The organism is Stenotrophomonas sp. 05L414_2 (assembly GCF_056397905.1).
The window spans coordinates 36,912-62,729 of the sequence record NZ_JBFTOJ010000022.1 but is presented as its reverse complement, the minus strand read 5'-3'; the positions used below and the strand labels follow the sequence as shown (position 1 = coordinate 62,729).

Genomic DNA, 25,818 nt, shown 5'->3' with positions numbered 1-25,818 from the left:
CCGGGTAATCGAGGTTGCCGGCCAGCGGCCGGCACTACCGGTATCCGCTCAGCGCCGATCGCGCGATGCGCGACGGCCGAACCACCAGCCCAGCAGCAACTGCACCGGCAGCGAAACCAGCAGGCCGATGACGAACCAGTGCGGGAAGTCGCCGCCCATCACCCACAGGCCATAGCCCGCGCCTAGCACCAGCAGTGACCAGATCGAGGTGCCATGCGCGCGTGGCCAGCACGGCGCGTAATAGGTGGCGAAGGCAATGGCGGCGATGCCACCCAGCACGGTGAATGCCAGGTCCCAGCCGAGCTGGGCCTCGCTTCCCGGCGTCATGCGCAGCAGCGATGGCAGCCAGCCCGCGGCACTGCTGACCAGGGCCAGCGCGAGCAGCGCGCCGATCAGCGCGAGCAGGGAGAGAAAGACGGTCTTGAGCGTGCCGGGCATGCGCGCATTGTACGGCCGCCGGGGTGCGCGGCGCTGCCGGCAGATCGGCATGGCCGCCGTGCCCGTGGGAGAGGGAAACGGACACGGCGGCCATGCACAGGGGATCAGGCAGCGAAGTCGATCACCACGCGGCCTTCGATGGTGCCGGCGTGCATGCGCGCGAACACCTCGTTGACGTTCTCCAGGCGGTCGGTGCTGACCGTGGCGGCAACCTTGCCTTCGGCGGCGAACTGCAGCGATTCCTGCAGGTCCAGGCGGGTGCCGACGATCGAGCCGCGTACGGTGACGCCGTTGAGCACCATGCCGAAGATGTCCAACGGGAAGTTGCCCGGTGGCAGGCCGTTGAGCGAGACAGTGCCGCCGCGACGGACCATGCCCAGCGCCTGTTCGAAGGCCTTGGGCGAAACCGCGGTGACCAGCGCACCATGCGCGCCACCGATCTCCTTCTTCAGGAACGCGGCCGGATCGGTGGTGCGCGCGTTGACGGTGACCTGTGCGCCCAGGCGCCTGGCCAGGGCCAGCTTGGCGTCGTCCACATCCACTGCTGCCACGTTCAGGCCCATCGCGCGGGCGTACTGCACGGCCATGTGGCCGAGRCCGCCGATACCGGAAATGGCCACCCAATCACCGGGCTTGGTGTCGGTGACCTTCAGGCCCTTGTACACGGTGACGCCGGCGCACAGCACCGGTGCGATCTCCACGAAGCCCACTTCCTTCGGAAGCAGGCCGACATAGTTGGCATCGGCCAATGCGTACTCGGCGAAGCCGCCGTTGACCGAGTAGCCGGTATTGCGCTGCGTTTCGCACAGCGTTTCCCAGCCACCCAGGCAGTGTTCGCAATGGCCACACGCCGAGTACAACCAGGGGATGCCGACCCTGTCACCTTCCTTGATGTGCCCTACCCCGCCTCCCACGGCCACGACGTGCCCCACGCCCTCGTGGCCGGGGATGAACGGCGGGTTCGGTTTCACCGGCCAGTCGCCCTCGGCGGCGTGCAGGTCGGTGTGGCAGACGCCGCAGGCCTCGATCTTGACCAGCACCTCGCCCGCCCCCGGGCGCGGTACCACGACTTCCTCGATGACCAGCGGCTTGCCGAACTCACGGACGACGGCGGCCTTCATGGTTCTGTTCATGCGTGCTTCTCCGTAGTGCGCTTGCAGACAGGATGGCGCCGGCCCCATGCCCGCGCCTTGATCCCGATCAATCCTCAGAAGAAGCCGAGCTTCTTCGGTGCGTAGCTGACCAGCAGGTTCTTGGTCTGCTGGTAGTGGTCGAGCATCATCCGGTGGTTCTCGCGGCCGATGCCTGACTGCTTGTAGCCGCCGAACGCGGCGTGCGCCGGGTAGGCGTGATAGCAGTTGGTCCATACCCGCCCGGCCTGGATCGCGCGGCCCACCCGGTACAGTCGCGCGGCATCGCGGCTCCAGACGCCGGCACCCAGCCCGTACAGCGTGTCGTTGGCGATCTGCAGCGCTTCTTCTTCGGTCCTGAACGTGGTCACCGACACCACCGGCCCGAAGATCTCCTCCTGGAACACACGCATGCCGTTGTGGCCCTTGAACACGGTCGGCTGCACATAGAAGCCGCCGGCCAGGTCGCCACCGAGCGCGGCTCTGTCACCGCCAATCAGCACCTCGGCGCCTTCCTCGCGGCCGATGGCGATGTAGGACAGGATCTTCTCCAGCTGTTCGCCCGATGCCTGCGCACCCACCATGGTGTTCGGGTCCAGCGGATTGCCCTGGCGGATCGCTGCCACGCGTTCGAGCACACGCTCCATGAAGCGTTCGTAGATCGATTCCTGCACCAGTGCGCGCGACGGGCAGGTGCAGACCTCGCCCTGGTTGAAGGCGAACATGACGAAACCTTCCACCGCCTTGTCGAGGAAATCATCGTCCTCGGCCATCACGTCGGCGAAGAACAGGTTCGGCGATTTGCCGCCCAGCTCAAGCGTCACCGGAATCAGGTTCTGGCTGGCGTACTGCATGATCAGGCGGCCGGTGGAGGTTTCACCGGTGAAGGCGATCTTGGCGATGCGCGGGCTGCTGGCCAGCGGCTTGCCCGCCTCCAGGCCGAAGCCGTTGACCACGTTGAGCACGCCCGGCGGCAACAGGTCGCCGATCACCTCCATCAGCACCAGGATCGACGCCGGGGTCTGCTCGGCAGGCTTGAGCACCACGCAGTTGCCGGCGGCCAGCGCCGGCGCCAGCTTCCAGGCCGCCATCAGCAGCGGGAAGTTCCACGGGATGATCTGCCCGACCACGCCCAGCGGTTCGTGGAAATGGTAGGCCACGGTGTCGTCGTCGATCTGCGACAGGCTGCCCTCCTGCGCACGCAGGCAACCGGCGAAGTAGCGGAAGTGGTCGGCCATCAACGGCACGTCGGCGTTGAGCGTCTCGCGGATCGGCTTGCCGTTGTCCCAGGTCTCGGCGTGGGCCAGCAGTTCCAGGTTCTGTTCGATGCGATCGGCGATGCGGTTGAGCAGCAGCGCACGGTGGGCGGCCGACGTGCGGCCCCAGGCGTCCTTTGCGGCGTGCGCGGCATCGAGTGCGGCGTCGATGTCCTCGGCGTTGGAGCGGGCAACTTCAGTGAACACCTGGCCGTTCACCGGCGAGATGTTGTCGAAGTACCGGCCGCTGCGCGGGGCGATCCATTCGCCACCGATGTAGTTGCCATAGCGCGGCTTGAACAGGGAGCGCGGATCGGTGGCATGCGGGCGGGTGGACGGTACGGCGTTCATGACGGCTCCTGAGATGGACGTGGTGTTTCCACAGGCGCAAGGACGATGCCAACTGTGGCCTGCTGCGCTGCATCACGCCTTCACCGCCCGGCCGTCGGTCATCCTGTCGCGCGCCCTGCGGCAGCGCAGCAGGCGCGGTCGTTGCAGGCCGACGCGGGGTGTGCTGTTAATCGGGACAGGTCCCGCAACAACTGTCGCAATGTGCGACACAGGAGGCTGTCGGTGTCCCCGCTTGCTCCCGATCCCCGCCTGGGAAGTGCCCGGCGCAGCTTCTTCGAGCGCGGCGCTGCGCCCGTCGGCGCGGTGCCCGAGGCGATCCTGCATTCCTGGCAACGCTGCCAACGGCACGGCCTGCTGGTGGATGCGCAGCCGGCCGCCGAACCATTGACCGACAACCGCCTGCGCGAACTGCGCCAGCGCCGCGAGCGCCTGTGGCGACAGGCGCGCCCGGAGCTGGATGGACTGGCGGCGGAAATGACCCACAGCGGCAGCATCGTGCTGCTGACCGATGAAGACGGCTGGATCCTCGACGCCGAAGGCAGTGCCGGTTTCCTCGACAAGGCGGGTCGTGTCGCGCTGATGCCGGGCATGCGCTGGGACGAGGGCACGGTCGGCACCAACGCGATCGGCACCGCGCTGGTGGACGGGCGCGCGCTGCAGGTGCGTGGCGGCGAGCACTACTTCGCCCCGCACGGCATCCTCACCTGTTCGGCCGTGCCGATCCTGGATCCCTACGGGCAGTGCCTGGGTGTGCTCGATGTGTCCGGCGACGCGCGGCTGCCACATGTGCACGCGCTGGCGCTGGTGCGGCAGGCGGTAGCGCAGATCGAGCACCGCGGTTTCGCCGACGGCCTGGCCGACTGCGAGCTGCTGCGCCTGCATCATCAACCCGCGCTGCTGGGCAGTGCGCGCGAAGGCGTGCTCGGCTTCCGCGGCGGTCGCCTGGTCGCGGCCAATCGTGCCGGCCTTGCCTTGTTCGGGCTGGATCGCCAGGACATCGGCCGCACGCCGTACGAAGCGCTGTTCGAACAACCGCTGTCGCGGCTGGCAGATGACGGCGTGCTGCTTGATCGCCAGGGCCGTCGTCTGTACGGCGTGCGCGAGGCCCGTGCGTCGCGACGCAGTGTGGCTACGCCTGGACCGACCGCGCCGTTGCCGGCGAGAGCGCAGGGCCCACTGTTCGATAGCGGGCAGCAACAACAACTGGCCACCGCAGGACGCGTGCTGCAGGCCGGGTTGCCGGTGCTGCTGCAGGGCGAGACCGGCACCGGCAAGGAAGTCTTCGCGCGGGAACTGCACGCACGCAGCACGCGTGCGGGAAAGCCCTTCGTCGCGGTGAACTGCGCGGCACTGCCGGAAGGCCTGATCGAAGCAGAGCTGTTCGGCTACGAGGAGGGTGCCTTTACCGGTGCGCGCCGGCAGGGCAGCCCGGGCCTGCTGCGGCAGGCCGAGGGCGGTACGTTGTTCCTCGATGAGATCGGCGACATGCCGCTGGCGCTGCAACCGCGCCTGCTGCGCGTGCTGCAGGAACGCGAGCTGTCACCGCTGGGCGGCGGCAAGCCGGTGAAACTGGATTTCGCACTGGTCTGCGCCAGCCACTGCGAACTGCCGCAGGCGGTGGATGCCGGTCGCTTCCGTGCGGATCTGTATTACCGCATCGCCGACCACGTGGTGACCCTGGCGCCGTTGCGGCAGCACCCCGATCGCGCTGCCGTGGTGGATGCCCTGTGGCAGCAGCTGGGACAGGGCCATGCGTTGTCGTCGCAGGCCCGCGCGGCGCTGGCCGCCCATGCCTGGCCCGGCAACCTGCGCCAGCTGAGTGCCTGCCTGCGCACGCTGGCCGCACTGGCTGAGCCGGGGCAACCGGTGGGCCCGCAGCTGCTGCCCGCGGACGTACGTGCTGGCACGCCCACCGCGCCCGCAGTGCCTGCCAGCGGGGCATTGGAGGAGATCGCCGAGGCGGCCATGCGCCAGGCGCTGGCCGAGTGCCAGGGCAACGTCAGCGCGGCCGCCAAGCGGCTGGGGATCAACCGCAGCACCCTGTACCGCCGGCTGGGTACGCCACGCGGCTGAGCGGATGCGCTGGCGCCGGGTCTGTGCCCGGCTCCAGCAGGGGCCGAGGGATCAGCCCGCCAGCACCGCGGCCTCGCGTGCCAGGCGCTCGACGCTGTCCCAGTCGCGGGTCTGCATCAGCGCGGCGGTGGTCAGCCACGAACCGCCCACGCACAGCACGTTGGGCAGATGCAGGAACTGACTGGCGGTCTGCGCACTGATGCCGCCGGTCGGGCAGAAGCGCACATCGCCGAACGGGCCGTGCCACGCCGACAGCATCGCGGCACCACCGGCCTGCACCGCCGGGAAGAACTTGAAGGTGTCCAGGCCGTGTTCCAGGCCGACGATCAGCTCCGAACCGGTGGCCACGCCAGGCAGGTAGGGCAGATCGGCATCGCGCGCGGCGGCATACAGCCGTGGGGTCGCCCCGGGCGACACCGCAAAGCGGCCGCCGGCCTGTTTCACCGCCTGCATCTGCGCGGCATCGAGCACGGTGCCGGCACCAATCACCGCATCCGGCACGGCCTCGACCATCGCCTTGATGGCTTCCAGCGCGCGCGGCGTGCGCAGGGTCACCTCGATCACCGGCAGGCCGCCACGGAACAGCGCCTGCGCGACCTGTACCGCATCGTCGATGTCATCGGGGGTGAACACCGGAATCACCGGTGCCAGTTTCAGTACCGCACGAACGCGTGGATCAGCGCCGGACATCGAATCGCTCCTCGCCCAYCAGGGCCAACACATCAGCTTCGCTGACGGGATTGAAATCGCCGGGAATGGAATGCTTCAGGCCCCCGGCGGCCAGGCCGAAGCGCACGGTGGCGTCGGCATCGAAGGCCGACAGGATGCCATGCAGGATGCCTGCCGCGAAGGCATCACCGCCGCCGATGCGGTCGACGATGCCCTGCAGCTGGCGTACCGGGGCCTGCGCGCGGGTGCCATCGCGGCCGAGCAGCAGCGCGCCCAGCGCATGGTGGTCCACGCTCAGCGTCTGGCGCTGGGTGCAGGCCATCCACTGCAGCTGCGGGAACGCTTCGAACGCGGCCGCTGCCGCCGCTTCCACACGCGCGACCACGTCGGCCTGTTCGAAACGCTGGCCGAGGATGACTTCGATATCGCGGTAGTCGGCGAAGACGATGTCGGCCTGCGCGAACAGTTCGTGCAGGATCGCCCGCGCATCGCCACCCCAGCGTTGCCACAGCTTCGGCCGGAAGTTGCCATCGAAGGACACGCGCACGCCCAGTGCACGCGCAGCGCGCGCTGCGGCCAGGGTGGCCTGCGCCACGTCCGCGCCCAGCGCCGGGCTGACCCCGGACAGGTGCAGCCACTGCGCGCCCTGCAGCAGTGCGGGCCAGTCGTAGTCGGCGGCGGTGCTGTTGGCGAATGCCGAATCGGCACGGTCGTAGACCACTTCGCTGGCCCGTTGCACCGCGCCGGTGGTCAGGAAATACAGACCCATGCGGCCTTCGGCATCTTCGCGCACGCCGCGCGTATCGACCCCATGCCGGCGCAGTTCGGCCAGCGCATGCGCGCCGAGGGCGTTGCCGGCGACGGTGCTGACCATGGCCACGTCATGTCCAAAGCGGGACAGCGAGACAGCCACGTTCGCCTCGGCACCGCCGACATGCACCTGCAGCTGCGGCGACTGCAGCAGCAGTTCGCGACCGGGCGCACCCAGGCGCAGCAGCAGTTCCCCGAAACACACGATACGACCCATTTCTGCTCCTTCACGCGTGCCGCCCGCATGTGACACTGGGCGGCGTGGTAGTGGACCACGCGTGGGGCGTGGAATTGGCTAGCGGTGTCATTTCAATCCCGCCCATCCTTGCCCTTAGCCTACCAAACTGTTGGAAGCACTGTCCTGCAAGCGTCTTGGAGACATTTCAGATCTGTTGCGGTGCAAGATGCCGGATCGGGAACGTGCTGTTAACGTCCGGCCTGACCAGCGGTGTCATCCCGCTGAAACAGCCGCGATACCAGACCTTTGGGAGAGGGGAAAGGCATGCATTCTCGGAACCATGAAAAAAAGACACCGGTTACCTTGCTCGCGTTGGCCGTCGCACTGGCCCTGGCAGGCAACGCCGGCGCGCAGCAGCAGAGCGCCAACCCGAACGCCACCGACCTGGATACGGTCACCGTCACCGGCTACCGCGCCAGCGTGGAGAAGGCGCTGGACATCAAGCGCGGCGAAGCCGGCGTGGTCGATGCCATCGTTGCCGAGGACATCGGCAAGTTCCCCGACCTGAACCTGGCCGAGTCGCTGCAGCGCATCCCGGGCGTGGTCATCACCCGCGAGGCCGGCGAAGGCCGCAACATCTCGGTGCGTGGCCTCGGCCCGGAATTCACCCGCGTGCGCATCAATGGCATGGAAGCGCTGACCACGGTCGGCGCCGGTGACCAGAGCGGCGGCACCAACCGCGGCCGTGGCTTCGACTTCAACGTGTTCGCCTCGGACCTGTTCTCGCAGCTGCTGGTGCGCAAGACCGCCTCGGCCGATGTCGAGGAAGGCTCGCTGGGCGCCACCGTCGATCTGCGCACCGCGCGTCCGTTCGACTACGACGGGTTCACCTTCGCCGCCAGTGGCCAGGCCAGCTACAACGCGATGGCCGAGAAGGCCGATCCGCGCATTGCCGCGCTGATCTCCAACACCTTCGCCGATGGCACCTTCGGCGCGCTGCTGTCGGTGGCCTATTCCGAGCGCCAGGCGCTGGAGGAAGGCTCCAACACCGGTCGCTGGGCCAACGGCCCGAGCAACGGCAACTTCGCCGCGTCCTCGCCGTTCGCCGCCGCGCGTGGCGCCGATGTGTTCCATCCGCGCTTCCCGCGCTACGTGCAGATGGAGCATGAGCAGAAGCGTCTGGGCGTGACCGGTTCGCTGCAGTGGAAGCCGAACGACGCCACCGAGATCTCGCTGGATGCGCTGTACTCGAAGATCGACGCAACGCGCGACGAGCACTACATCGAGGCGATTTCCTTCAGCCGTGGCGCCAATGCGAGCGCACGCCTGTCGGGCAAGCCGACCACCATCGTCAAGAACGGCGAGATCCGCGACAACGCACTGCTCTACGGCGAATTCGACAACGTCGACATCCGCACCGAGAACCGCCACGACGAGTGGAGCACCGAGTTCAAGCAGATCGCGCTGAACGGCCAGCACCGCTTCGGTGATGACTTCACCCTGTCCGGCAAGATCGGCATCTCGCGCTCCAAGCACGAGAACCCGGTGCAGACCACCGTCATCATGGACAAGTACGACGTCAAGGGCTACAGCTACGACTACCGCGGCAACAGCCGTGCGCCGATCCTCAACTACGGCATCGACCCGACCAATCCCAACGGCTGGGAACTGGCCGAGATCCGCCTGCGTCCGCAGTACGTGGACAACGACTTCGACACCGGCCAGATCGACTTCAACTGGAACATCAGCCCGGGCTTCCGCCTGAAGGGCGGCGTGCTGGCCAAGGACTACACGTTCAAGACCGTCGAACTGCGCCGCGCCAGCGAACTGGCCGTGCCCAACTTCGCCGGCGGCAACAAGATCGTGCCGGTGAACCTGACCGAGCAGGCCGGACTGAAGGGCATCAGCGGCAGTCCGTCGAACTGGGTCGTGCCGGACCTGGATGCGATCGCCGAACAGCTCGACATCTACAGCAACAGCGGCACCTTCGCCGTCGCCCCGCGCGCCAACAATGTGCGCAGCGTCGAAGAGAAGGACCGTGGCGCCTACCTGATGGGCGAGTTCTCCACCGAACTGGGCTCGCTGCCGTTGTCGGGCAATTTCGGCGTGCGCTACGTGCGCACCAAGCAGTCGGCCACCGGGCAGTCGACGCTGGCCAACGGCACCGTCGAAACCACGGTCAGCCGTACCTACGATGACACCCTGCCCTCGTTCAACCTGGTGGCGGAAGTCACCCCGGACTTCCTGATCCGGCTGGGTGCGGCCAAGGTGATGAGCCGTCCGGGGCTGGGCAGCCTGACCCCGGGCGCGACGGTGGCCGTGGCCGGTGGTGCACGCACCATCTCCAGCGGCAACCCGATGCTGGATCCGATCCGCGCAACCAATGTCGACCTTGGTTTCGAGTGGTACTTCGCCGAGGGCGCAATGGCCGGCATCGGCCTGTTCTACAAGGACATCGAGAGCTTCGTACAGACCACCCGCGAAGTGCGTCCGTACAGTGACAGCGGCCTGCCGGCTTCGCTGCTGGTCGGCACCGGCGCCTCGGCCACCGATGACTTCACCTACAGCAAGCCGGTCAACACCCCGGGCGGCGAACTGCACGGCGTGGAGGCCAACTACACCCAGCCCTTCACCTTCCTGCCGGGCAAGTGGGCCAACCTGGGCATGCAGTTGAACTACACCTGGGTGGAATCGAAGATCCAGTACATCAACGCGGCCGGGCAGCCGGTGATGAAGACCGACCTGACCGGCCTGTCGAAGTCGTCGTGGAACGCCACGCTGTTCTATGAGGGCGAGAAGTTCGCCGGGCGCATCTCGGCCACCAACCGCGATGACTACCTGACCCAGGCACCGGGCCAGGAAACCGGCTTCAACCTCGATGGCTACCACGGAATGRCCGGTACCACGGTGTTCGATGCATCCATCCGCTACAAGATCAGCGACCAGCTGGAACTGAGCCTGGAAGGCATCAACCTGACCAACGAAGCGTCCGACGAGTGGGTGTACTCGCCGCTGACCGGTCGCCTGCCGCTGCAGTACACCGAGACCGGCCGCCAGTACCTGCTGGGGCTGCGCTACAAGTTCTGAGCAACGCCGACGGCGTGCCACCCGGCACGCCGTCGTTCGCCACGACCGCTGCTGCGCCGCAAGGTGCCGTCGCGGCGTGGCCTTGCTACGGTCCGGCGGCCCTCGCCGGCCGTCGCCCGTTGAAAGGAAACGCCTGATGCCGCACCGCTCGATCCTGTCCCGCTGCCTGTTGCTGGCGGTGGCCCTGGCTGCCGGCCCCGCGATGGCCGCCGCCGATGCGCCCACGCTGCTGTTCCATGTCGATGCCGGCAAAGGCCTTGAGGCCGTGGCGGCGCAGGGTGAGGCGGTGCCGAACTTCCGCGACAAGGTCGACATCGTCGACGACGGAGCGCGCGGCAAGGCCATCCAGTGGCAGGACGACGGCGTGCTGGCCTGGGATGCACCCGGCAACATCCTCGCCCAGCGTGGCACCCTCGCCTTCGACTGGCGCGCGCGCTACGCGGTGGGCGAAGCACCGTTCGTGATCTTCCGCGTCGGCTATGCCGACCACAGCAGCTGGGACATGGCCTGGCTGCGCATCGACTGGAACGGGCATGGTTTCGATGCGTTCGTCACCGATGCCAACCTCGCCCGCACGCGCGTGTCGTTCCGCATGGACACGCCGCCACGTGCGGACCAGTGGCTGCACCTGGCCTTCGCCTGGGACGAAGATCAGGGTGTACGCCTGTTCGTCGATGGCCGCGAGGTGGCGCGTGTGCTGGCCAGCGGCGATTACGATGCCGCGCTGGACCAGCTCGGCCTGGCCGGGCGGGTGATGGCGCCCTACCAGGTGCAGAGCCGCTACAACTTCCTGCGTGGCAGCGACTTCCAGCACATCCGCGTGTATGACCGCATGCTCGATGCTGCGGCCGTCAGTGCGCTCGCGCGCGGCAAGGCCGCCGAAAGCGCCGTTGCCAGCACTGCCGATGACCGTGCGTGGCGCCATCGCTTCGGCTGGGAAGGCGCGCCGCCACCGCCATTGACCGCAGCCAGCACGCGCATCCGCAAGATCGAATTCGACGATGCCCGCGACCTCAAGGCGTGGATGTGGAAGGCCACCGACGGCATCGCCGAGACCACCTGGCCCGGTGTCTACAACCGCTCGCGCCTCCCCGGCCGCAACGACTACTTCCAGTTGCCGGACTGGAACACGTATGTGGAAAGCGGCCAGCATCTGGACCTGACCGTGCCGGCCGGCGAGACCGTCAACCGGGTGGAGATCCGCGGCGCGGCCTTCGGCACGCTGGCCCATGGCCGCGATGCCGCGCACGCCACCCAGGTGCTGGCCACGCGTCCGCAGGGTGTGGTGCGCAGCGTGGACGACATCCCGGCACAGACCGGTGGCGTGCTGCGCTTCAGCAACGTTGAACAGGAAACGTCGATCCAGGAGATCTGGGCGTATGGCGTGAGCGAAGGTGCCGAGCCCGACGGCACGGTCAAGCAGACCTATGTCATCGACAGCCAGGCACTGCCGGACTACACCAACCTGGACACACTGCGCCGCTACATCGAAGGCCGCTACCCGGCGGCCGAACGCAGCACGGTGATGGCGCTGCCCAAGGGGGCGGGCTCGCGCCGGCGCCCGGCCGATTCGTTGCCAACGCAGCCCAAGCCCATCGTGCACGTGCTGATTCCCTCCGGCGTGGGCGATGCGCCGGCCAACCAGCCGTTGATCCGCAGCTGGGCCTACAGCTGGGAGAACATGCATGACGGCCTGGATGGCGTGGCCATCGATATTCCCGCGCTCGACCTGCCGGCCACGCACGATGGCCTGATCCCGCTGAACCTCCGCATCAAGGATCCGATCTGGCCGGCGCGCGACATGATCGATGTATCGGTCTCGGTGCAGCCGGGGCAGAAGCGCACGCTGTGGCTGGACCTGCGCGACCGCATCCTCACCGCCGACAGCCTGTGGTTGAGCATCGCCTCGGCTGCCCCCGGCTTCGACGCCAAGGCACTGGACGGTGCGCAGGTGCGGCTGGTGTTCAAGCCACGCGCCGATGCGCTCAAGGAGCATGTGGCCGACCGCTTCAACCAGGTGCGCGACAACTGGGGTTTCCTCGTGGAGGAACACACCACCTCCAAGCGCCAGCGCCTGTACGCGCGCGTCTACGCGGACCTGAGCGATCTGCTGCGCGTCGACCCGGACCACGAACTGGGCCGGTTGTACTGGAACTACATCAGCTACAACAGCCAGGGGCGACCGCCGTACACCGCGCCGGAGGTGCCCAAGGGCGTACCGGCGTGGGCCTTCCACCAGGTGCAGGACCTGGCGCAGGTGCGGCAGTTCGTCGACTGGTGGATCGATCAGCGGCAGGTGACCTACGGCGATTTCGGTGGTGGCATCTCCGATGATTCCGACCTGACCCAGCAGTGGCCCGGCCTTGCCCTGATGGGCGTGCAGCCGGACCGTCTGAATGCCTCGCTGAGCGCATTGTCCGACGCGGTGTACCGCAACGGCATGTTCAGCAATGGCCTGAGCACCATCGAGACCGACGAGCTGCATGCCTACGAGGAAGGCATCAACACCAACAGCGCGATGCTGTACCTCAACTGGGGCGATCCGCTGACCCTGGAACGGCTGATGGAAACGGTGAAGGCGTTCGACGAGCGCATCATCCTGCGCAACCCGCAGGGCCATGTGCTGTTCTCCAGCAACTGGTTCGGTGGCAACAAGGTCTACCGCGAACCCAACTGGCAGTGGCAGAAGCCGTACTCGTTCCCGGTGCTGCACCCGGCATTCCTGCTGGGCCAGTACAACGCCGACCCGACCGGGCGCCGGCTGGTGATCGGCCTGGCCGATGGCTATCTGGCCCACGCCGGCACCGACGACAAGGGCCGCTTCACCCTGCCCAACGAGATCAACTGGGCCACGGGTGCGACCCGCGGCGGCGAACTCAACAACGGTTCCGGCAGCGGTGACACGATGCACACCTTCTGGGCGGCATGGCGCTGGACCGGTGATGCGAAGTACCTGCAGGCACTGGATTATCGCGTGCAGCGCGGCGGCCCCGGCGCGCTGGCCAACCTTGGCGAGAACTATGTAGAGGCACTTGGCCGGCAGCAGGACTGGTACCCGCTGCTGACCGCCGAGGCCGACGCCGGAAAGACCGGTTTCGCCAGCCTGATGGCATGGCAGGCCAGCGGCGAGCGGAAGTACATCGATGCGCTGCATGCCGAGGGCCTGCAGGCCAAGGCACAACGCGCGTACATGAACACCGAGGGCCATTGGTGGTCCGACCGGGTGGAAGCACCGAGCGAGTTCCTGCAGCGTGCGCGGCTGGGCGGCATCGCCCTGAAGCGCAACCAGAGCTGGCCCGGGCACACCGTCAGCTGGCGCTTCGATCGTGAGGGCGCCGCGGAACAGGTGGCACTGCTGGTGCATGCGCCCTCGCGTGAGCGCTTCACGATCACCAGCCACAACCTCGGCGCGCGCGTGATCGCCGCCGACATGACCGGCTGGAACGTGGGCAGCGGTTCCTGGCGCGTGCGCAGTGGCGTGGATGCCGATGGCGATGGCCGCATTGACGGTAGGCCGCGCGAGCGTACGGTGCAGCTGGAGACGAGTGCGTCGGTACCGATGCAGTTCCAGCCCGGTCGCACCGAAGTCTTCGAATTCGAGCGTGTGTCTGCGGGTACGCCGGTGGAAATGCGTCCGGACCTGGGCGTGGGCCGTGGCGATGTGCGGGTGGACGGGCGCCAGGTACACGTGACCGTGCACGGCCTTGGGCATGTGGCCAGCGGTGTGGGCGTGGCGATACTGGAAGATGCGCGGGGCCGCGAGATCGCACGCACCGAAGTGCCAGCGATCGCAGCACCGACCGACCTGCTGCCGAAGACGGCGGTGGTGTCGTTGCCGTTGCCAGCAGGGGATCGCGGCGGCCTGCGCGTGCGTGTTGCGCTGGCCGATGGCGGAGAGGAAGTCACGCGGCTCAACAATGTGGTGGATGTGCCGCGATGAATTCCGCGTTCCGCCGGGCATGGCCCGGCGCTACCGATGAATCGGTGGGCCACAAGCCCTGATAGCGCCGGGCCATGCCCGGCGGAACGCAATCAGGACGCCTCGGTCTCCATCGCCTTCACCCGGCGCTGGTACCAGCCGTCATCCAGCGGATCGAACACCGCGCTGCGCTCCATCACGCCCTGGTAGACGTGCACGGACACTGCCACGTCCTCGTCGCTGGCGTTGCGCAGTGTGTGGTACTCGTGCGGCGGAATCAGGCTGCCGGCGCTGCCACGGTGCCCGTACAGCGTCTCCTGCGCAGCGAAGCGGTGACGCTCGCCACGCTGTTCCAGCAGCGCGTACGGGGTCACGATCAGCTCGCCCTGCCACACGCCCTCCACGCACCACATCGCATCGTGGTCGTGCAGTGGCGTGCCCTGCCCCGGGCCCCAGCACATCGCGATCACGCTGTAGCCCAGCGTGGCGCTTCGGTACAGTTCACGGCGCGCGTAATGGCCGTCCACGGGGCGACGTACGCAGGGCGGCAGCTCGATCAGCGGATCGACGATGGCTTCACGCAGCACCCGCTGCAGCGCACCGGTGATCGCCTGCGGATCGACCAGGCAGACGGCGGCATCAATCCCTGCAATCAAGCGCTCGCGGCCGGTGAACGGCGGTGGCGTGAACATCGCTTCCATGAACCGACTCTAGCCGAGGCGGGTTAACAGAATGTTTGCACCGCGGTGTCATCACTGCGTGCCGCGCTGCACGAACGGCACTTTTGCATAGAGCGCACGCTCGCCGGCACGTGGATCGTCAACCACGCGGCTGTGCCGATCGAACACCATCGTCTGCCGTTGTGGCACGCCATAGGGAGCCCATTGCGACATTCCCGCGTGATTGGGATCGCCGGTACGCGCAAAGGCGATCAGCGCATCGCTCATCGTCGCTGCCAGTGCTCGGGCGTCTTCACCACCGCCGGTACGCGCGCCCGGCAGGCCGGCGTTGTCGAACACCAGCGGAATATCCAGCGTATGGAAGGCACGCAGGCGTCCGTCTTCCACCGGTGATGGCCAATCGAGCTGGTAGGCCCAGGTGGGTGCGGCCCCGGTTGTCTGCCGAGCGCGTGCTTCCAGTTCCTCCACCGCACCACGCCACGAGCGGCCGGCGGTGGTGGCCGCGAAGAACACCTCTGAGGGCGTGTAGTGCGGATACAGGCGTCGATATTCTGCGATCACCACCGAGGGCAGCAGATCGACGAACTGCTGCTTCTCCAGCTGCGCCGGCAGATCCTCCCAGGTGAGCGTGAAGTTGGCCGGGTCGTTGCCAAGGAACGCGCGCGTCTCATCACGGGTGTTGCCGATCACCATCGGAATCGACGCGGACTGCGCCGGTGCCTGTGGCCAGAACGGGTGCACCGGCAGCACCACCTCATCCAGTACCGGGCCGAAGTACAGCGCGCTGCTTTCCACCCGCGAGGGATCGCGGGCGCGGGTGGCGGCCAGCAGCTCGGCCGCCGGCAGTCGCAGCAACGCCTGCAGGTCGCGCGCGGCCACGGTTTCCATCGCAATCGAAGCCCGTTGCGCCGCCGCACGTGGACCGGCGGCGGTCACCTGCTGCCCGCTCATCGTCCACGCGCGCTGGAACAGGCCTTTCGCCGCGGGCATCGCCATCAGCGTGGCGATCTTGGCGCCGCCACCGGATTGCCCGAACACGGTGATGTTGCCGGCGTCGCCGCCGAACACCGCTGCATGCTCGCGCACCCACTGCAGCGCCTGCACCAGGTCGAGCTGGCCGACGTTGCCGGAGGCCGCATAGCGCGGATCGCCGAGCGCGCCCAGGTACAGGTAGCCGAAGGTGTTCAGGCGATGATTGACGGTGATCACCACCACGTCGCCGCGTCTGCACAATGCGCTGCCGTCGTACAGCGGATCGCTGCCAGAGCCGTTGTTGAAGCCACCGCCATGGATGTAGACCAGGACCGGCCGCTTGCCGCCGTCGCCCAATGCCGGCGTCCAGACGTTGAGGAACAGGCAATCTTCGCTGCCCGGCCCGTCCGCTCCGCTCTGTGGCGCAGACGCGGCGTATTCCAGGGCGTCGGCGATACCACGCCAGCCCGTCTCGCGCCGTGGCGGCTGGAAACGGTAGGCGGAGGTGTCAGCGCCATAACGCAGACCACGGAACACGTGCACGCCGTGCTCGCGCTGGCCACGCACGCGGCCGCCACGCAGGCGTGCCACCACCTGTGTGTCATCACGTGGCCCAGGCACCGCGGCGGCAGGAAGCGCTGCGAGGGTGGCCGTGGCCAGCGCCCAGCGTGCACTGTCGCGCAGGAAACGGCGGCGCTGCAGGTTGGCATCCCCCTGGTTCAATGTGCCGCCTCCGTCGCCTGCAGCCAACGTTGTGCCAGCAGCGGCCACACGGCCAGCGTTGAATCAGGCGGCATGCGCATGCCGAAGCCATGGCCGCCATGGGCGAACAGGTGCAGCTCGTGTTCGACACCCGCCTTGGCCAGTGCCTGCGCCATCACCTCGCTGTTGTGCACGTTGACCACCCGATCATCGTTGGCATGGATCAGCAGCGTTGGCGGCATGTCCGCGCGTACGTGCTGCTGCATCGAATACTGCGCGGCCAACGCCGCATCGGGCTGCTCGCCCAGCAGGCGTCCGCGTGAGCCGCTGTGTGCATGCGCGCCCATGTCGATCACCGGATACACCAGCACCGCGCGTGCGGGACGCGCGCTGAGGCGATCGATGGCATCGCGTGGCGGGTAGACCGGCGCATCGAAACCGGTGGCCAGCCGTGCGGCGACATGGCCGCCGGCGGAGAAGCCCATCACCGACACGCTGTCGGCATCCAGCCTGCGCCGTGCGGCCTGGTCGCGCACCACGCGCAGTGCGCGCTGCGCGTCGGCCAGTGCCGCCTGGCGGTCGCGGCCGGCCTGCGGCAGGCGGTAGCGCAGCACGAACAGGGTGTAGCCGGCACGGTCCACCCACTCCGGCACCAGCGCGCTGTCCTCCTTGTCGATCACCACGCGCTGGTAGCCGCCACCGGGAATCACCAGCAGCGCGCGGCCGTTGGCACGGGCCGGCGTGTGCACCAGCAGGTAGGGCGCATCGACCTGGTCGATGAAGCGATCGGGGTGGGCCGGGTCATCACTGCGCTCGACCACGCGCGCCGGCCGCGCAGTGCCCGTTTCACCGGGGACCTGCCCCGCAGGCCATAGCGGCAGCTGCTCGCCGGCAAGCTCCCGGCCCAGGTGTTCGCCTGCGCGCAACGGCACATCGGCCGCGGATGCGGGGACGGTCAGCAGCAGGCCTGACAGCAACAACAGCACACGGGAAAAACGCATGGTGGAAAGGGCTCCAACGGGGAGACAACAGAGTGGCCGAGGTCACCGGAAAGCGCTCGTGATGCGCTGCGGCTTGCACGATGACACCGGTTTACCATATACACCTCCTGCAGACGCTGTCGATGGGCAGTGCAACAACGCCAGAGGGAGACCGTTCTTGAGCAACGAACACGGCATACATGGGCAGACGCCGGCGCCGGACGATGCGGCCGCGATCGCCCACGCTTTCACCACCGCGCGCCGCGGCGGCCAGGCCCTGCCCGGCTTCCCGGGCCTTGTCCCGCCTGACCTGGTGGCTGCCTACCAGGTGCAGGATCTGGCCATTGCCAGCTGGGATGACCAGGTGGTGGGCTGGAAGGTCGGCTACATCGCCGCCGAGCGCCGCGATGCGTCCGGGGACGACCGCCTGCTGGGCCCGGTTTTCTCGCGTCAGCTGAAAAATGCTACCGGTGGAACAGTGGACATTCCAGTGTTCGTCGGCGGCTTCGGCGCGGTCGAGGCGGAGTACGTGCTGGAGCTGTTGGAGGACGCTCCCGCCGCACAGCTGCACTGGACGCCCGAGCAGGCTGAAGCGCTGCCGGCGCGCCTGTACATCGGCGTGGAAGTGGCCAGCAGCCCGCTGGCGACGATCAACGAACTCGGCCCGCGCGTGGTGGTGTCCGACTTCGGCAACAACAACGGCCTAGTGCTGGGGCCGGAGATTGCCGATTGGACTGCCCGCGACGAAACCGACCTGCGCGCCGAAACCCTGATCGAGGGCGAGGTGGTCGGCACGGGTGGTGCCACCCGGCTGCCCGGCGGCCTGCGCGCGGCATATGCGTTCGCGTTGTCCCGTTCGGCGCTGCGCGGCCGGCCGTTGCGACGGGGCGACCTGATCGCCACCGGCAATGCCACCGGCATCCATGACATCACCGTGGGGCAGACGGCGCTGGTGCGGTTTGCCGGCTTCGGCGAAATTGCCTGCAGGGCCGTGCCGGCCGGGTAACCGCCGCACGATCCGGTGAACACGCGCGGGAGGGCGCAGATGATCACACGACGACATTTCCTGGCCGGCGGCGCTGCTGCGCTGGCCACCCCGATGCTCGCGGCCTGTGGCCGCGGGCCCGCCGATGCCATCGACGGCGGCCAGCTGCTGACGGCCACCGACGTGCACGTGGCCGACTATCCCACCGTGACCGCGGTGAAGTGGATCGGCGAAACCCTGCAGCGCGAAAGCAACGGTCGCCTGCGCCTGCGGCAATACCATTCGGGCCAACTCGGTCGCGAATCGGAAGCGATCGACATGGCCCGTTTCGGCGCCATCGACATCACCCGCGTGTATGCCGGTGCGTTGAACAACGCTTTCCCGCTCACCCAGGCGCTGTGTCTGCCGTACGTGTTCGAGTCGGTGGCGCACCAGCGCGCCGCACTGGATGGCGGCATTGCCGATGCGGTGCTGCGTGGTTTCGAGAGCCGCGACCTGGTCGGCCTGGCCATCTATGATTCCGGCGCACGCTGCTTCTACAACACCAAGCATCCGATCGTGCAGCCCGGTGATCTGCACGGGCTGAAACTGCGTGTGGCGTCCTCGGACATCTTCATCCAGCTGATGCGCCTGCTCGGCGCCAACCCGACGCCGATGTCGCTGGGCGATACGTTCTCCGGCATGGAGACGCACATGATCGACGGCGCCGAGAACAACATGCGCAGTTTCCACTCCAGCCGCCACTTCGAGGCCGCGCACTACTGGTCGCAGAGCGATCACTCGTATGCGCCGGACGTGCTGTTGATGTCGCGCGCCAGTTTCGAGCGCCTGCAGCCGGCCGACCGCCAGCTGCTGTTGGAGACCGCGCGCGCCTCGGTGAAGGTGATGCGCGAGCAATGGGATGCGTCCGAAGATGCCGCGCGCCGCGCGGTGCTGGCCTCGGGCGTGAAAGCCAACGAGGTGGACCTGCCCGCCTTCCGTGCCGCCGCCCAGCCGCTGCTGCAGCAGTACCTGCAGCAACCCGAGCTGGCTGCGCTGGTCGCCCGCATCCGTGCCGCCGCCTGAGGACACTGCCATGACCGAGACGACGATTTCCACCGGACCCGGCCAACGCTTGCTGGACCGCATCGCCGACATCGCCATCCATGTTGCCGTGGCCGCGCTGCTGGGGCTGGTGGTGGTGCAGGGCTGGCAGGTGTTCGCCCGCTACGTGATCAACGATTCGCCCAGCTGGACCGAGCCGGTGACCCTGCTGCTGCTGGCCACCGCCATGAGCCTGGGCGCGGCCTGCGGCGTGCATACCAATCGCCACTTCGGCTTCTTCCTGCTGCACGGCTACATGGGCGCCGGCCTGCGCCGGGTGGTGGATGTGTTCACCCAGCTGGTGGTGGCCGTGCTGGGCGGCTTCATCGCGTTCTGGTCGGCCGACCTGCTGCTCGATGGAATGGACATCAAGACCGCCGGCGCCAACCTGCCGCAGAGCATCAACTACCTGCCGCTGGCCGTGGGCGGTGCGCTGATGCTGTTGTTCGCGCTGAACCGTGCGTGGAAAGCGCTGCATGCCGCGGCAGCCGACGCCGACGACGCTGAAGGAGATCGTTGATCCATGGGCATCACCATCCTGTTCTCTGTTTTTGCCGCGCTGCTGCTGTTGGGCGTGCCGGTGGCCTACGCGCTGGCCGCCGCTGCGCTGGCCACCCTGCTCTACCTGGACATTCCCAGCATCGTGCTGGTCCAGCAGATCTCCGCAGGTACCGGTTCGGCCTCGCTGATTGCCATTCCACTGTTCATCTTCGCTGGCGAGATCATGATGCGCGGCGGCATCTCCGAACGCCTGATCGCCCTGGCATCATCGCTGGTCGGGCGCATGCGCGGCGGCCTGGGCCAGGTCTCGATCCTGTCCTCGCTGTTCTTCGGCGGTGTATCCGGCTCGGCCATCGCCGATGTGTCGGCGGTGGGCGGCACGATGATTCCGCAGATGGTCAAGCGTGGCTACGACCGCGATTTCGCRGTCAACGTCAGCATCACCGCTGCGCTGGTGGCGCTGCTGGTGCCGCCGTCGCACAACCTGATCCTGTTCTCGGCCGCCGCCGGTGGTGGCCTGTCGATCGCTGACCTGTTCGCCGCCGGCATCGTGCCGGCGCTGCTGATGACCCTGGCGTTGATGATCACCGGCTACGTGGTCGCGCGTCGCCGTGGTTATGGCGTGGAAGTGTTCCCGGGCTGGCGCGCGGTGCTGTTGCGCATCGTCTCCGCCCTGCCCGGCCTGGGTCTGGTGGCGCTGATCTTCGTGGGTATCCGCGCCGGCATCTTCACTGCGGTGGAAAGCGCGGCCATCGCCGTGGTCTACGCCCTGCTGGTCACCACCGTGCTGTACCGGCAGCTGCGCTGGCGTGAGTTCTTCGACACCGTCATCCATGCCGCGCGCAGCACCGGCGTGATCCTGTTCGTGATCGCCACCGCGGCGGTGTTCGGCTGGTTGCTGGCCTACCTGCAGGTGCCTGCGGCGGCGGTGGACTTCCTGCAGTCGTTCGCGCACAGCCAGTTCATGGTGCTGCTGATGATCGTGGTGATGCTGCTGCTGCTGGGCACCTTCATGGACCTGGCACCGATGATCCTGATCTGCACGCCGATCTTCCTGCCGGTGGCCAAGGCCTATGGCATCGATCCGATCCACTTCGGCCTGGTGCTGGTGCTGACCGGTGGCCTCGGCCTGGTCACGCCGCCGGTGGGCTCGGTGCTGTTCATCGGTACCGCCATCGGCAAGATCAGCGTCGGCCAGAGCATGCGCACGATCTGGCCGTTCTGGTTCGCCGCGCTGGGCGTGCTGCTGATCGTCACCTTCTTCCCGTCGCTGTCGCTGTGGCTGCCCGCCGCGCTGCGCGCCTGATGAGCGGAGGCAATCACATGACACCGACGCTGCAGCGCGCTGCTGCAACCGCCCTGCTTGGCCTGCTGCTGGCCGCGCTGCCTGCCCTGGCTGCAGATCCCGCGCCCGCGCAGTGGAAGCGCGGCATCGAGCACCAGCGCCAGGGCGACCTTGGCAACGGTACCTTCCTCAACCCGGTGCTGGCCGGTGACAGGCCCGATCCGTCGGTGCTGAAGGACGGCGAGGATTACTACCTCACCCTGTCTTCGTTCGACGCCTACCCCGGCCTGCCGATCTGGCACTCGCGCGACCTGGTCAACTGGCAGCCGCTCGGCCATGCGATCACGCAGAACGTAGGCGCGATCTGGGCGCCGGACATCGTCAAGCACCAGGGCCGCTACTTCATCTACTTCCCGGCGCGCACCGGTGAGCGCCGCAGCAACTTCGTGGTCTGGGCCGATGACATCAAGGGCCCGTGGAGTGCGCCGATCGACATCGGCCTGGGCGGCTACATCGACCCCGGCCACGCGGTTGGCGAGGACGGCAAGCGCTACCTGTTCCTCAGCGGCGGCGACTACGTGCAGCTGGCCGATGACGGCCTGAGCGTGGTGGGTACGCCCAAGCATGTGTACGACGGCTGGCGCTACCCGGAAAGCTGGGACGTGGAGGCCTACGCGCAGGAAGGCCCGAAGATCCACTTCCGCGATGGCTGGTACTACATGACCACTGCAGTGGGCGGCACCGCCGGCCCGCCGACCGGGCACATGGTGATCACCGCGCGCTCGCGCTCGATCCACGGCCCGTGGGTGAACGCGCCGAACAACCCGATCATGCGCACCCGGTCGGCCGCTGAACCGTGGTGGTCGCGTGGCCACGCCACGGTGATCGAAGGCACCGACGGCCGCTGGTGGATGATGTACCACGGCTACGAGAACGGCTTCTGGACGCTGGGCCGGCAGGCGCTGCTGGAACCCATCGAATGGACCGCCGATGGCTGGTTCGTGGCCAAGGGCGGCGATCTCGGGCAGCCGCTGCGCAAGCCATCGGGCAGCGCGCTGGCACCGCACGGCATGGCCCTGTCCGATGCTTTCACCGGCCGTGCGCTGGGCCCGCAGTGGGCGTTCTTCAACCCGGCGCTGGATGAAGAACGGCGCCTGCGCTTCAGCGGCGACGGCCTGGTGCTGCAGGGCAAGGGCAGCACGCCGCGCGATGCCTCGCCGCTGACGACCATTGCCGGGGATCCGGCCTACCAGTTCGAGGTGCAGATGGAGATCGCCCCCGGCGCGGTGGGCGGTGCCCTGCTGTTCTACAGCGACCGCCTGTATGTGGGCGTGGGCAGCAACGGCGAGCAGTTCGTCATGCACCGCTACGGCGAGGAGCGCCCCACCCGGCTGGCGGCCAGCGCCAAGGGCGGCCGGCTCTGGCTGCGGGTGACCAACAACCGCCACATCGTCACCATCCATTCCAGCGCCGATGGCCAGACCTGGCAGAAGTATCCGGTTCAGATGGAAGTGTCCGGTTACCATCACAATGTGGCTGGCAAGTTCCTGGCACTGAAACCGGCCCTGTATGCGGCCGGCAACGGTGCGGTAACCTTCCGCAGCTTCCGCTATCGCGCGCTGGACTGAGCGCGCGCTGGAATCCCCAGGCTTATCGGGTTCACTACATGTCAGTGCGCAACAAGAACGATGCCGCTACGCCGGCATTGGCAAAGGGCAAGGCAGCCACGATCAACGACATCGCGCGACTGTCGGGTGTATCCAAGAAAACGGTTTCAAGGATCATCAACAACTCGCCGCTGGTGCGCAAGGACACGCGCGACAAGGTGGAAGCGTTGATGCGCGAAGTCGGCTACACCCCCGACCCGCTGGCCCGTGGCCTGGCCTTCCGCCGCTCGTTCCTGATCGGCATGGTCTACGACAACCCCACCGCGCAGTACATCGTGGACATGCAGTACGGCGCGCTGGATGCGCTGCGTGGCTCCAGCTTCGAACTGGTGGTGCACCCCTGCGACAGCCGCAGCCCGGGCTACATCGACGGCGTGCGCCGCTTCGCCCAGCAGCAGAAGCTGCATGGGGTGATCCTGGTGCCACGTGCGTCCGAAGACCAGGCGCTGGCGGACATGCTGGACGAGATCGGCTGCCGCTTCACCCGCGTGGCTGCGCTGCCGCTGGATGAAACCTCGCAGATGGTGGTCACCCACGACCGCGACGGTGCCGCCGAAGCGGCCGATTACCTGCTTTCGCTGGGCCACCGTGACATCGCCCTGGTGACCGGCCCGAGTGCATACCGCTCGGCGCACGAACGCACCGCCGGCTTCATCGAGGCGCTGTCGCAGCGTGGCATCGAGCTGCCGAAGGATCGCATCATCGAGGCCGGCTACACCTTCGAATCGGGTGTGGCCGCCGCCGAGAAACTGCTGCTGGGCAAGCGCCGTCCGACGGCGATCTTCACCGGCAACGATGAAATGGCCGCCGGTATCTACAAGGTCGCGCTGCGTGCGGGCATCAACATTCCGCGCCAGCTGTCGATCGTCGGTTACGACGACAGCCCGCTGGCCTCGCGCCTGTGGCCGTCGCTGACCTCGGTGCGCCGGCATACCCGCGACACCGGCCGCACCGCTGCGGCCATGCTGATCCAGCCCGAAGGCCAGCCTGCGCTGCAGATCGCCAGCGTGCGCCCGCACCTGATCGTGCGCGATTCCTGCCAACCGCCCGAGGATTGATCCCGCAGGGATCAATCCTGTAGGTCACGACCGTTGGTCGTGACACCTTTCACGGATCAGTCCGGTAGGTCACGACCGTTGGTCGTGACACTCCACCCGCCCTCCCCCCATCGATCGCACCTGCCGATGCCGTCCAACCACCATCGTGCAGCGCAAAATGACACCGGTTTCCTGTCTGGCTAGAATCGACCGTGAACCGTGCCGGGGCCGAACCATCGGCCCGCCCCCTGCTCTGGAGAAGCCATGTACTGCAAGACCCATTACGCCACCCATCCCGACGCCATCAAGGGCGCCAGCAACGATCAGCTGCGCGAGCTGTACCTGCTCGATGGCCTGTTCAACGCCGATGCGGTGACCCTGAAGTACACCCACTACGAGCGCTTCGTGCTGGGCGGTGCGGCGCCGGTCAACGGCCCGCTGTCGCTGCCGGCGCAGACCGAACCGGCGTCGGCCGCTGGCCATCCGTTCCTGGAGCGTCGCGAGCTGGGCATCATCAACGTCGGCAGCGGCACCGGTACGGTCACCGTCGATGGCACCGTGTACACGCTGGGGCCGAAGGATGGCCTGTACGTGGCGATGGGCAGCAAGGACGTCGTCTTCGCTTCGCAGGACGCCGCCAACCCGGCGCAGTTCTACCTGGCCTCGACCCCGGCGCATGCGCGCTTTGAAACCAAGCAGCTGTCGATCAAGGACGCGGTGGCACTGGATCGCGGCGCGCTGGAAACGAGCAACGAGCGCACCATCTACCAGTACATCGTGCCGGCCACCTGCCAGTCCTCGCAGCTGCTGCTGGGCCTGACCGTGCTCAAGCCGGGCAGCGTCTGGAACACCATGCCGCCGCACCTGCACGACCGCCGCAGCGAGGTCTATTTCTACTTCGACCTGGGCGACAGCGACCGCGTCTACCACTTCATGGGCGAGCCGGACGCACAGCGCCACATCGTCATCCAGAACAACGAAGCGGTGGTGTCGCCGCCGTGGTCGATCCACATGGGCGCCGGCACCAGCAACTACGCCTTCATCTGGGCGATGGGTGGCGAGAACCTGGATTACACCGACATGCACGTGCTGGACATCTGCCAGCTCAAGTAAGCGCCGGGCGGCCACCGCGCACGCCGTGCCGGTGGCCACCTGCCCCGCATCACGCACGCCTCTACCAAGGAACGCATACGCAATGACCAATCCCTTCAGCCTGGAAGGAAAAGTCGCTCTGGTAACCGGTGGCAATACCGGCCTGGGCCAGGGCATCGCAGTGGCGCTGGCTGCCGCAGGCGCCGATGTCGCCGTGGCCGGCATCGCCCCGCCCACCGAAACCATCGAGAAGATCACCGCGCTGGGCCGCCGCTGCCTGGCGGTGGAAGCCAACCTGATCAGCATCGAGCCGGTCGAGCGCGTGGTGCGCGAAACGCTCGAAGGCCTGGGCGGGCTGGACATCCTGGTCAACAACGCCGGCCTGATCCGCCGCGCCGACGCGGTGGATTTCAGCGAGCAGGACTGGGACGACGTGATGAACGTCAACATCAAGTCGGCCTTCTTCATCTCGCAGGCTGCCGGCCGCCACTTCATCGCCCAGGGCAGCGGCAAGATCATCAACATCGCCTCGATGCTGTCGTTCCAGGGCGGCATCCGCGTACCGTCGTACACCGCCAGCAAGAGCGGCATCGCCGGCATCACCCGCCTGCTGGCCAACGAGTGGGCGGGCAAGGGCGTGAACATCAACGCGATCGCACCGGGCTACATGGCCACCGACAACACCGCCGCGCTGCGCGCCGACCAGGACCGCAACAAGGCGATCCTCGAGCGCATTCCGGCCGGCCGTTGGGGTACGCCGGAAGATCTGGCCGGCGCGGCGGTGTTCCTGGCCTCGTCGGCGTCGGATTACATCAACGGTGCGGTGCTGCCGGTCGATGGTGGCTGGCTGGCGCGGTAATGCTTGGTTTTCGGTAGTGCCGGCCACTGGCCGGCATTTCCACCGACGCTCAACGCATCCATGA

19 protein-coding genes are annotated in these 25,818 nt (G+C 67.6%); 11 read left to right on the top strand and 8 right to left on the bottom strand.

Features of this window, described 5'->3' with window-relative positions:
- Positions 1-48: 48 nt before the first annotated feature.
- From AC1DJN_RS05240 to adh, 3 genes are all read right to left on the bottom strand, one after another.
- The gene (locus tag AC1DJN_RS05240; protein WP_025875515.1) at positions 49-438 is read right to left on the bottom strand and encodes a hypothetical protein; all 390 of its coding nucleotides are present in this window, start codon (positions 436-438) and stop codon (positions 49-51) included.
- Positions 439-542: 104 nt separating this feature from the next.
- Complete coding sequence (gene adhP / locus AC1DJN_RS05235; protein WP_025875513.1) at positions 543-1,571, bottom strand: alcohol dehydrogenase AdhP; 1,029 nt, start codon at positions 1,569-1,571, stop codon at positions 543-545.
- 74 nt (positions 1,572-1,645) lie between these two features.
- Positions 1,646-3,175, bottom strand: a complete 1,530-nt coding sequence (adh, locus tag AC1DJN_RS05230) for an aldehyde dehydrogenase (protein WP_442251650.1) — start codon at positions 3,173-3,175, stop codon at positions 1,646-1,648.
- Positions 3,176-3,397: 222 nt separating this feature from the next.
- Here adh and AC1DJN_RS05225 point away from each other — a divergent pair, with 222 nt between their 5' ends.
- Positions 3,398-5,248 (top strand): sigma-54-dependent Fis family transcriptional regulator, encoded by a 1,851-nt coding sequence (locus AC1DJN_RS05225; protein WP_442251649.1) that lies wholly within the window; start codon positions 3,398-3,400, stop codon positions 5,246-5,248.
- A 51-nt stretch (positions 5,249-5,299) separates the two neighbouring features.
- On the opposite strand, the gene eda is transcribed toward AC1DJN_RS05225, so the two are convergent.
- Together eda and AC1DJN_RS05215 are read right to left on the bottom strand one after the other, a co-directional pair.
- Positions 5,300-5,938, bottom strand: coding sequence for a bifunctional 4-hydroxy-2-oxoglutarate aldolase/2-dehydro-3-deoxy-phosphogluconate aldolase (gene eda, locus AC1DJN_RS05220; protein ID WP_099844519.1), 639 nt, complete (start codon positions 5,936-5,938; stop codon positions 5,300-5,302).
- On the bottom strand, positions 5,925-6,944 hold the full coding sequence (locus AC1DJN_RS05215) for a sugar kinase (protein ID WP_478038945.1): 1,020 nt from the start codon (positions 6,942-6,944) through the stop codon (positions 5,925-5,927). The genes eda and AC1DJN_RS05215 overlap by 14 nt, the downstream gene beginning before the upstream one ends.
- Positions 6,945-7,229: 285 nt before the next feature.
- On the opposite strand from AC1DJN_RS05215, the gene AC1DJN_RS05210 reads away from it, so the two are divergent.
- Positions 7,230-9,992, top strand: a complete 2,763-nt coding sequence (locus tag AC1DJN_RS05210) for a TonB-dependent receptor (RefSeq protein ID WP_478038944.1) — start codon at positions 7,230-7,232, stop codon at positions 9,990-9,992.
- Between the two features lie 136 nt (positions 9,993-10,128).
- On the top strand, positions 10,129-13,932 hold the full coding sequence (locus AC1DJN_RS05205; RefSeq protein ID WP_442251647.1) for a LamG-like jellyroll fold domain-containing protein: 3,804 nt from the start codon (positions 10,129-10,131) through the stop codon (positions 13,930-13,932).
- A 92-nt stretch (positions 13,933-14,024) separates the two neighbouring features.
- On the opposite strand, the gene AC1DJN_RS05200 is transcribed toward AC1DJN_RS05205, so the two are convergent.
- The 3 genes from AC1DJN_RS05200 to AC1DJN_RS05190 are packed head-to-tail and all read right to left on the bottom strand — an operon-like array spanning position 14,025 to position 17,266.
- Positions 14,025-14,612, bottom strand: coding sequence for a cysteine dioxygenase family protein (locus AC1DJN_RS05200; protein ID WP_282280381.1), 588 nt, complete (start codon positions 14,610-14,612; stop codon positions 14,025-14,027).
- Positions 14,613-14,663: 51 nt separating this feature from the next.
- On the bottom strand, positions 14,664-16,286 hold the full coding sequence (locus AC1DJN_RS05195) for a carboxylesterase/lipase family protein (RefSeq protein ID WP_282280379.1): 1,623 nt from the start codon (positions 16,284-16,286) through the stop codon (positions 14,664-14,666).
- Positions 16,283-17,266, bottom strand: a complete 984-nt coding sequence (locus AC1DJN_RS05190; protein WP_282280378.1) for an alpha/beta hydrolase — start codon at positions 17,264-17,266, stop codon at positions 16,283-16,285. The genes AC1DJN_RS05195 and AC1DJN_RS05190 overlap by 4 nt, the downstream gene beginning before the upstream one ends.
- A gap of 157 nt (positions 17,267-17,423) precedes the next feature.
- Between AC1DJN_RS05190 and AC1DJN_RS05185 the strand changes: the two genes are divergently transcribed.
- From AC1DJN_RS05185 to kduD, 8 genes are all read left to right on the top strand, one after another.
- Positions 17,424-18,251, top strand: coding sequence for a 2-keto-4-pentenoate hydratase (locus AC1DJN_RS05185; RefSeq protein ID WP_117309136.1), 828 nt, complete (start codon positions 17,424-17,426; stop codon positions 18,249-18,251).
- A 39-nt stretch (positions 18,252-18,290) separates the two neighbouring features.
- Positions 18,291-19,295, top strand: a complete 1,005-nt coding sequence (locus AC1DJN_RS05180) for a TRAP transporter substrate-binding protein (RefSeq protein ID WP_025875493.1) — start codon at positions 18,291-18,293, stop codon at positions 19,293-19,295.
- A gap of 10 nt (positions 19,296-19,305) precedes the next feature.
- A complete protein-coding gene (locus AC1DJN_RS05175; protein ID WP_442251646.1) occupies positions 19,306-19,833 on the top strand; it encodes a TRAP transporter small permease in 528 nt (175 codons plus the stop codon).
- 3 nt (positions 19,834-19,836) lie between these two features.
- Positions 19,837-21,120: a TRAP transporter large permease gene (locus tag AC1DJN_RS05170; RefSeq protein ID WP_025875489.1), complete on the top strand. Its 1,284-nt coding sequence runs from the start codon at positions 19,837-19,839 to the stop codon at positions 21,118-21,120.
- Positions 21,121-21,137: 17 nt separating this feature from the next.
- Entirely contained in the window at positions 21,138-22,727 is a 1,590-nt protein-coding gene (locus AC1DJN_RS05165) for a family 43 glycosylhydrolase (protein WP_478038943.1), read from the top strand.
- Between the two features lie 38 nt (positions 22,728-22,765).
- Complete coding sequence (locus AC1DJN_RS05160; protein ID WP_025875485.1) at positions 22,766-23,824, top strand: LacI family DNA-binding transcriptional regulator; 1,059 nt, start codon at positions 22,766-22,768, stop codon at positions 23,822-23,824.
- Between the two features lie 243 nt (positions 23,825-24,067).
- Positions 24,068-24,916 (top strand): 5-dehydro-4-deoxy-D-glucuronate isomerase, encoded by an 849-nt coding sequence (gene kduI / locus AC1DJN_RS05155; RefSeq protein WP_032978442.1) that lies wholly within the window; start codon positions 24,068-24,070, stop codon positions 24,914-24,916.
- Positions 24,917-24,998: 82 nt separating this feature from the next.
- Positions 24,999-25,754 (top strand): 2-dehydro-3-deoxy-D-gluconate 5-dehydrogenase KduD, encoded by a 756-nt coding sequence (kduD, locus tag AC1DJN_RS05150; RefSeq protein WP_033832661.1) that lies wholly within the window; start codon positions 24,999-25,001, stop codon positions 25,752-25,754.
- Positions 25,755-25,818 lie beyond the last annotated feature (64 nt).

Coding starts and splice junctions, on each gene's coding strand:
- eda (WP_099844519.1), bottom strand. CDS start 5,938: ATGTCCGGCGCTGATCCACGCGTTCGTGCGGTACTGAAACTGGCACCG.
- adh (WP_442251650.1), bottom strand. CDS start 3,175: ATGAACGCCGTACCGTCCACCCGCCCGCATGCCACCGATCCGCGCTCC.
- AC1DJN_RS05240 (WP_025875515.1), bottom strand. CDS start 438: ATGCCCGGCACGCTCAAGACCGTCTTTCTCTCCCTGCTCGCGCTGATC.
- AC1DJN_RS05180 (WP_025875493.1), top strand. CDS start 18,291: ATGATCACACGACGACATTTCCTGGCCGGCGGCGCTGCTGCGCTGGCC.
- AC1DJN_RS05165 (WP_478038943.1), top strand. CDS start 21,138: ATGACACCGACGCTGCAGCGCGCTGCTGCAACCGCCCTGCTTGGCCTG.
- AC1DJN_RS05175 (WP_442251646.1), top strand. CDS start 19,306: ATGACCGAGACGACGATTTCCACCGGACCCGGCCAACGCTTGCTGGAC.
- AC1DJN_RS05160 (WP_025875485.1), top strand. CDS start 22,766: ATGTCAGTGCGCAACAAGAACGATGCCGCTACGCCGGCATTGGCAAAG.
- kduI (WP_032978442.1), top strand. CDS start 24,068: ATGTACTGCAAGACCCATTACGCCACCCATCCCGACGCCATCAAGGGC.
- AC1DJN_RS05200 (WP_282280381.1), bottom strand. CDS start 14,612: ATGGAAGCGATGTTCACGCCACCGCCGTTCACCGGCCGCGAGCGCTTG.
- AC1DJN_RS05190 (WP_282280378.1), bottom strand. CDS start 17,266: ATGCGTTTTTCCCGTGTGCTGTTGTTGCTGTCAGGCCTGCTGCTGACC.
- kduD (WP_033832661.1), top strand. CDS start 24,999: ATGACCAATCCCTTCAGCCTGGAAGGAAAAGTCGCTCTGGTAACCGGT.
- AC1DJN_RS05205 (WP_442251647.1), top strand. CDS start 10,129: ATGCCGCACCGCTCGATCCTGTCCCGCTGCCTGTTGCTGGCGGTGGCC.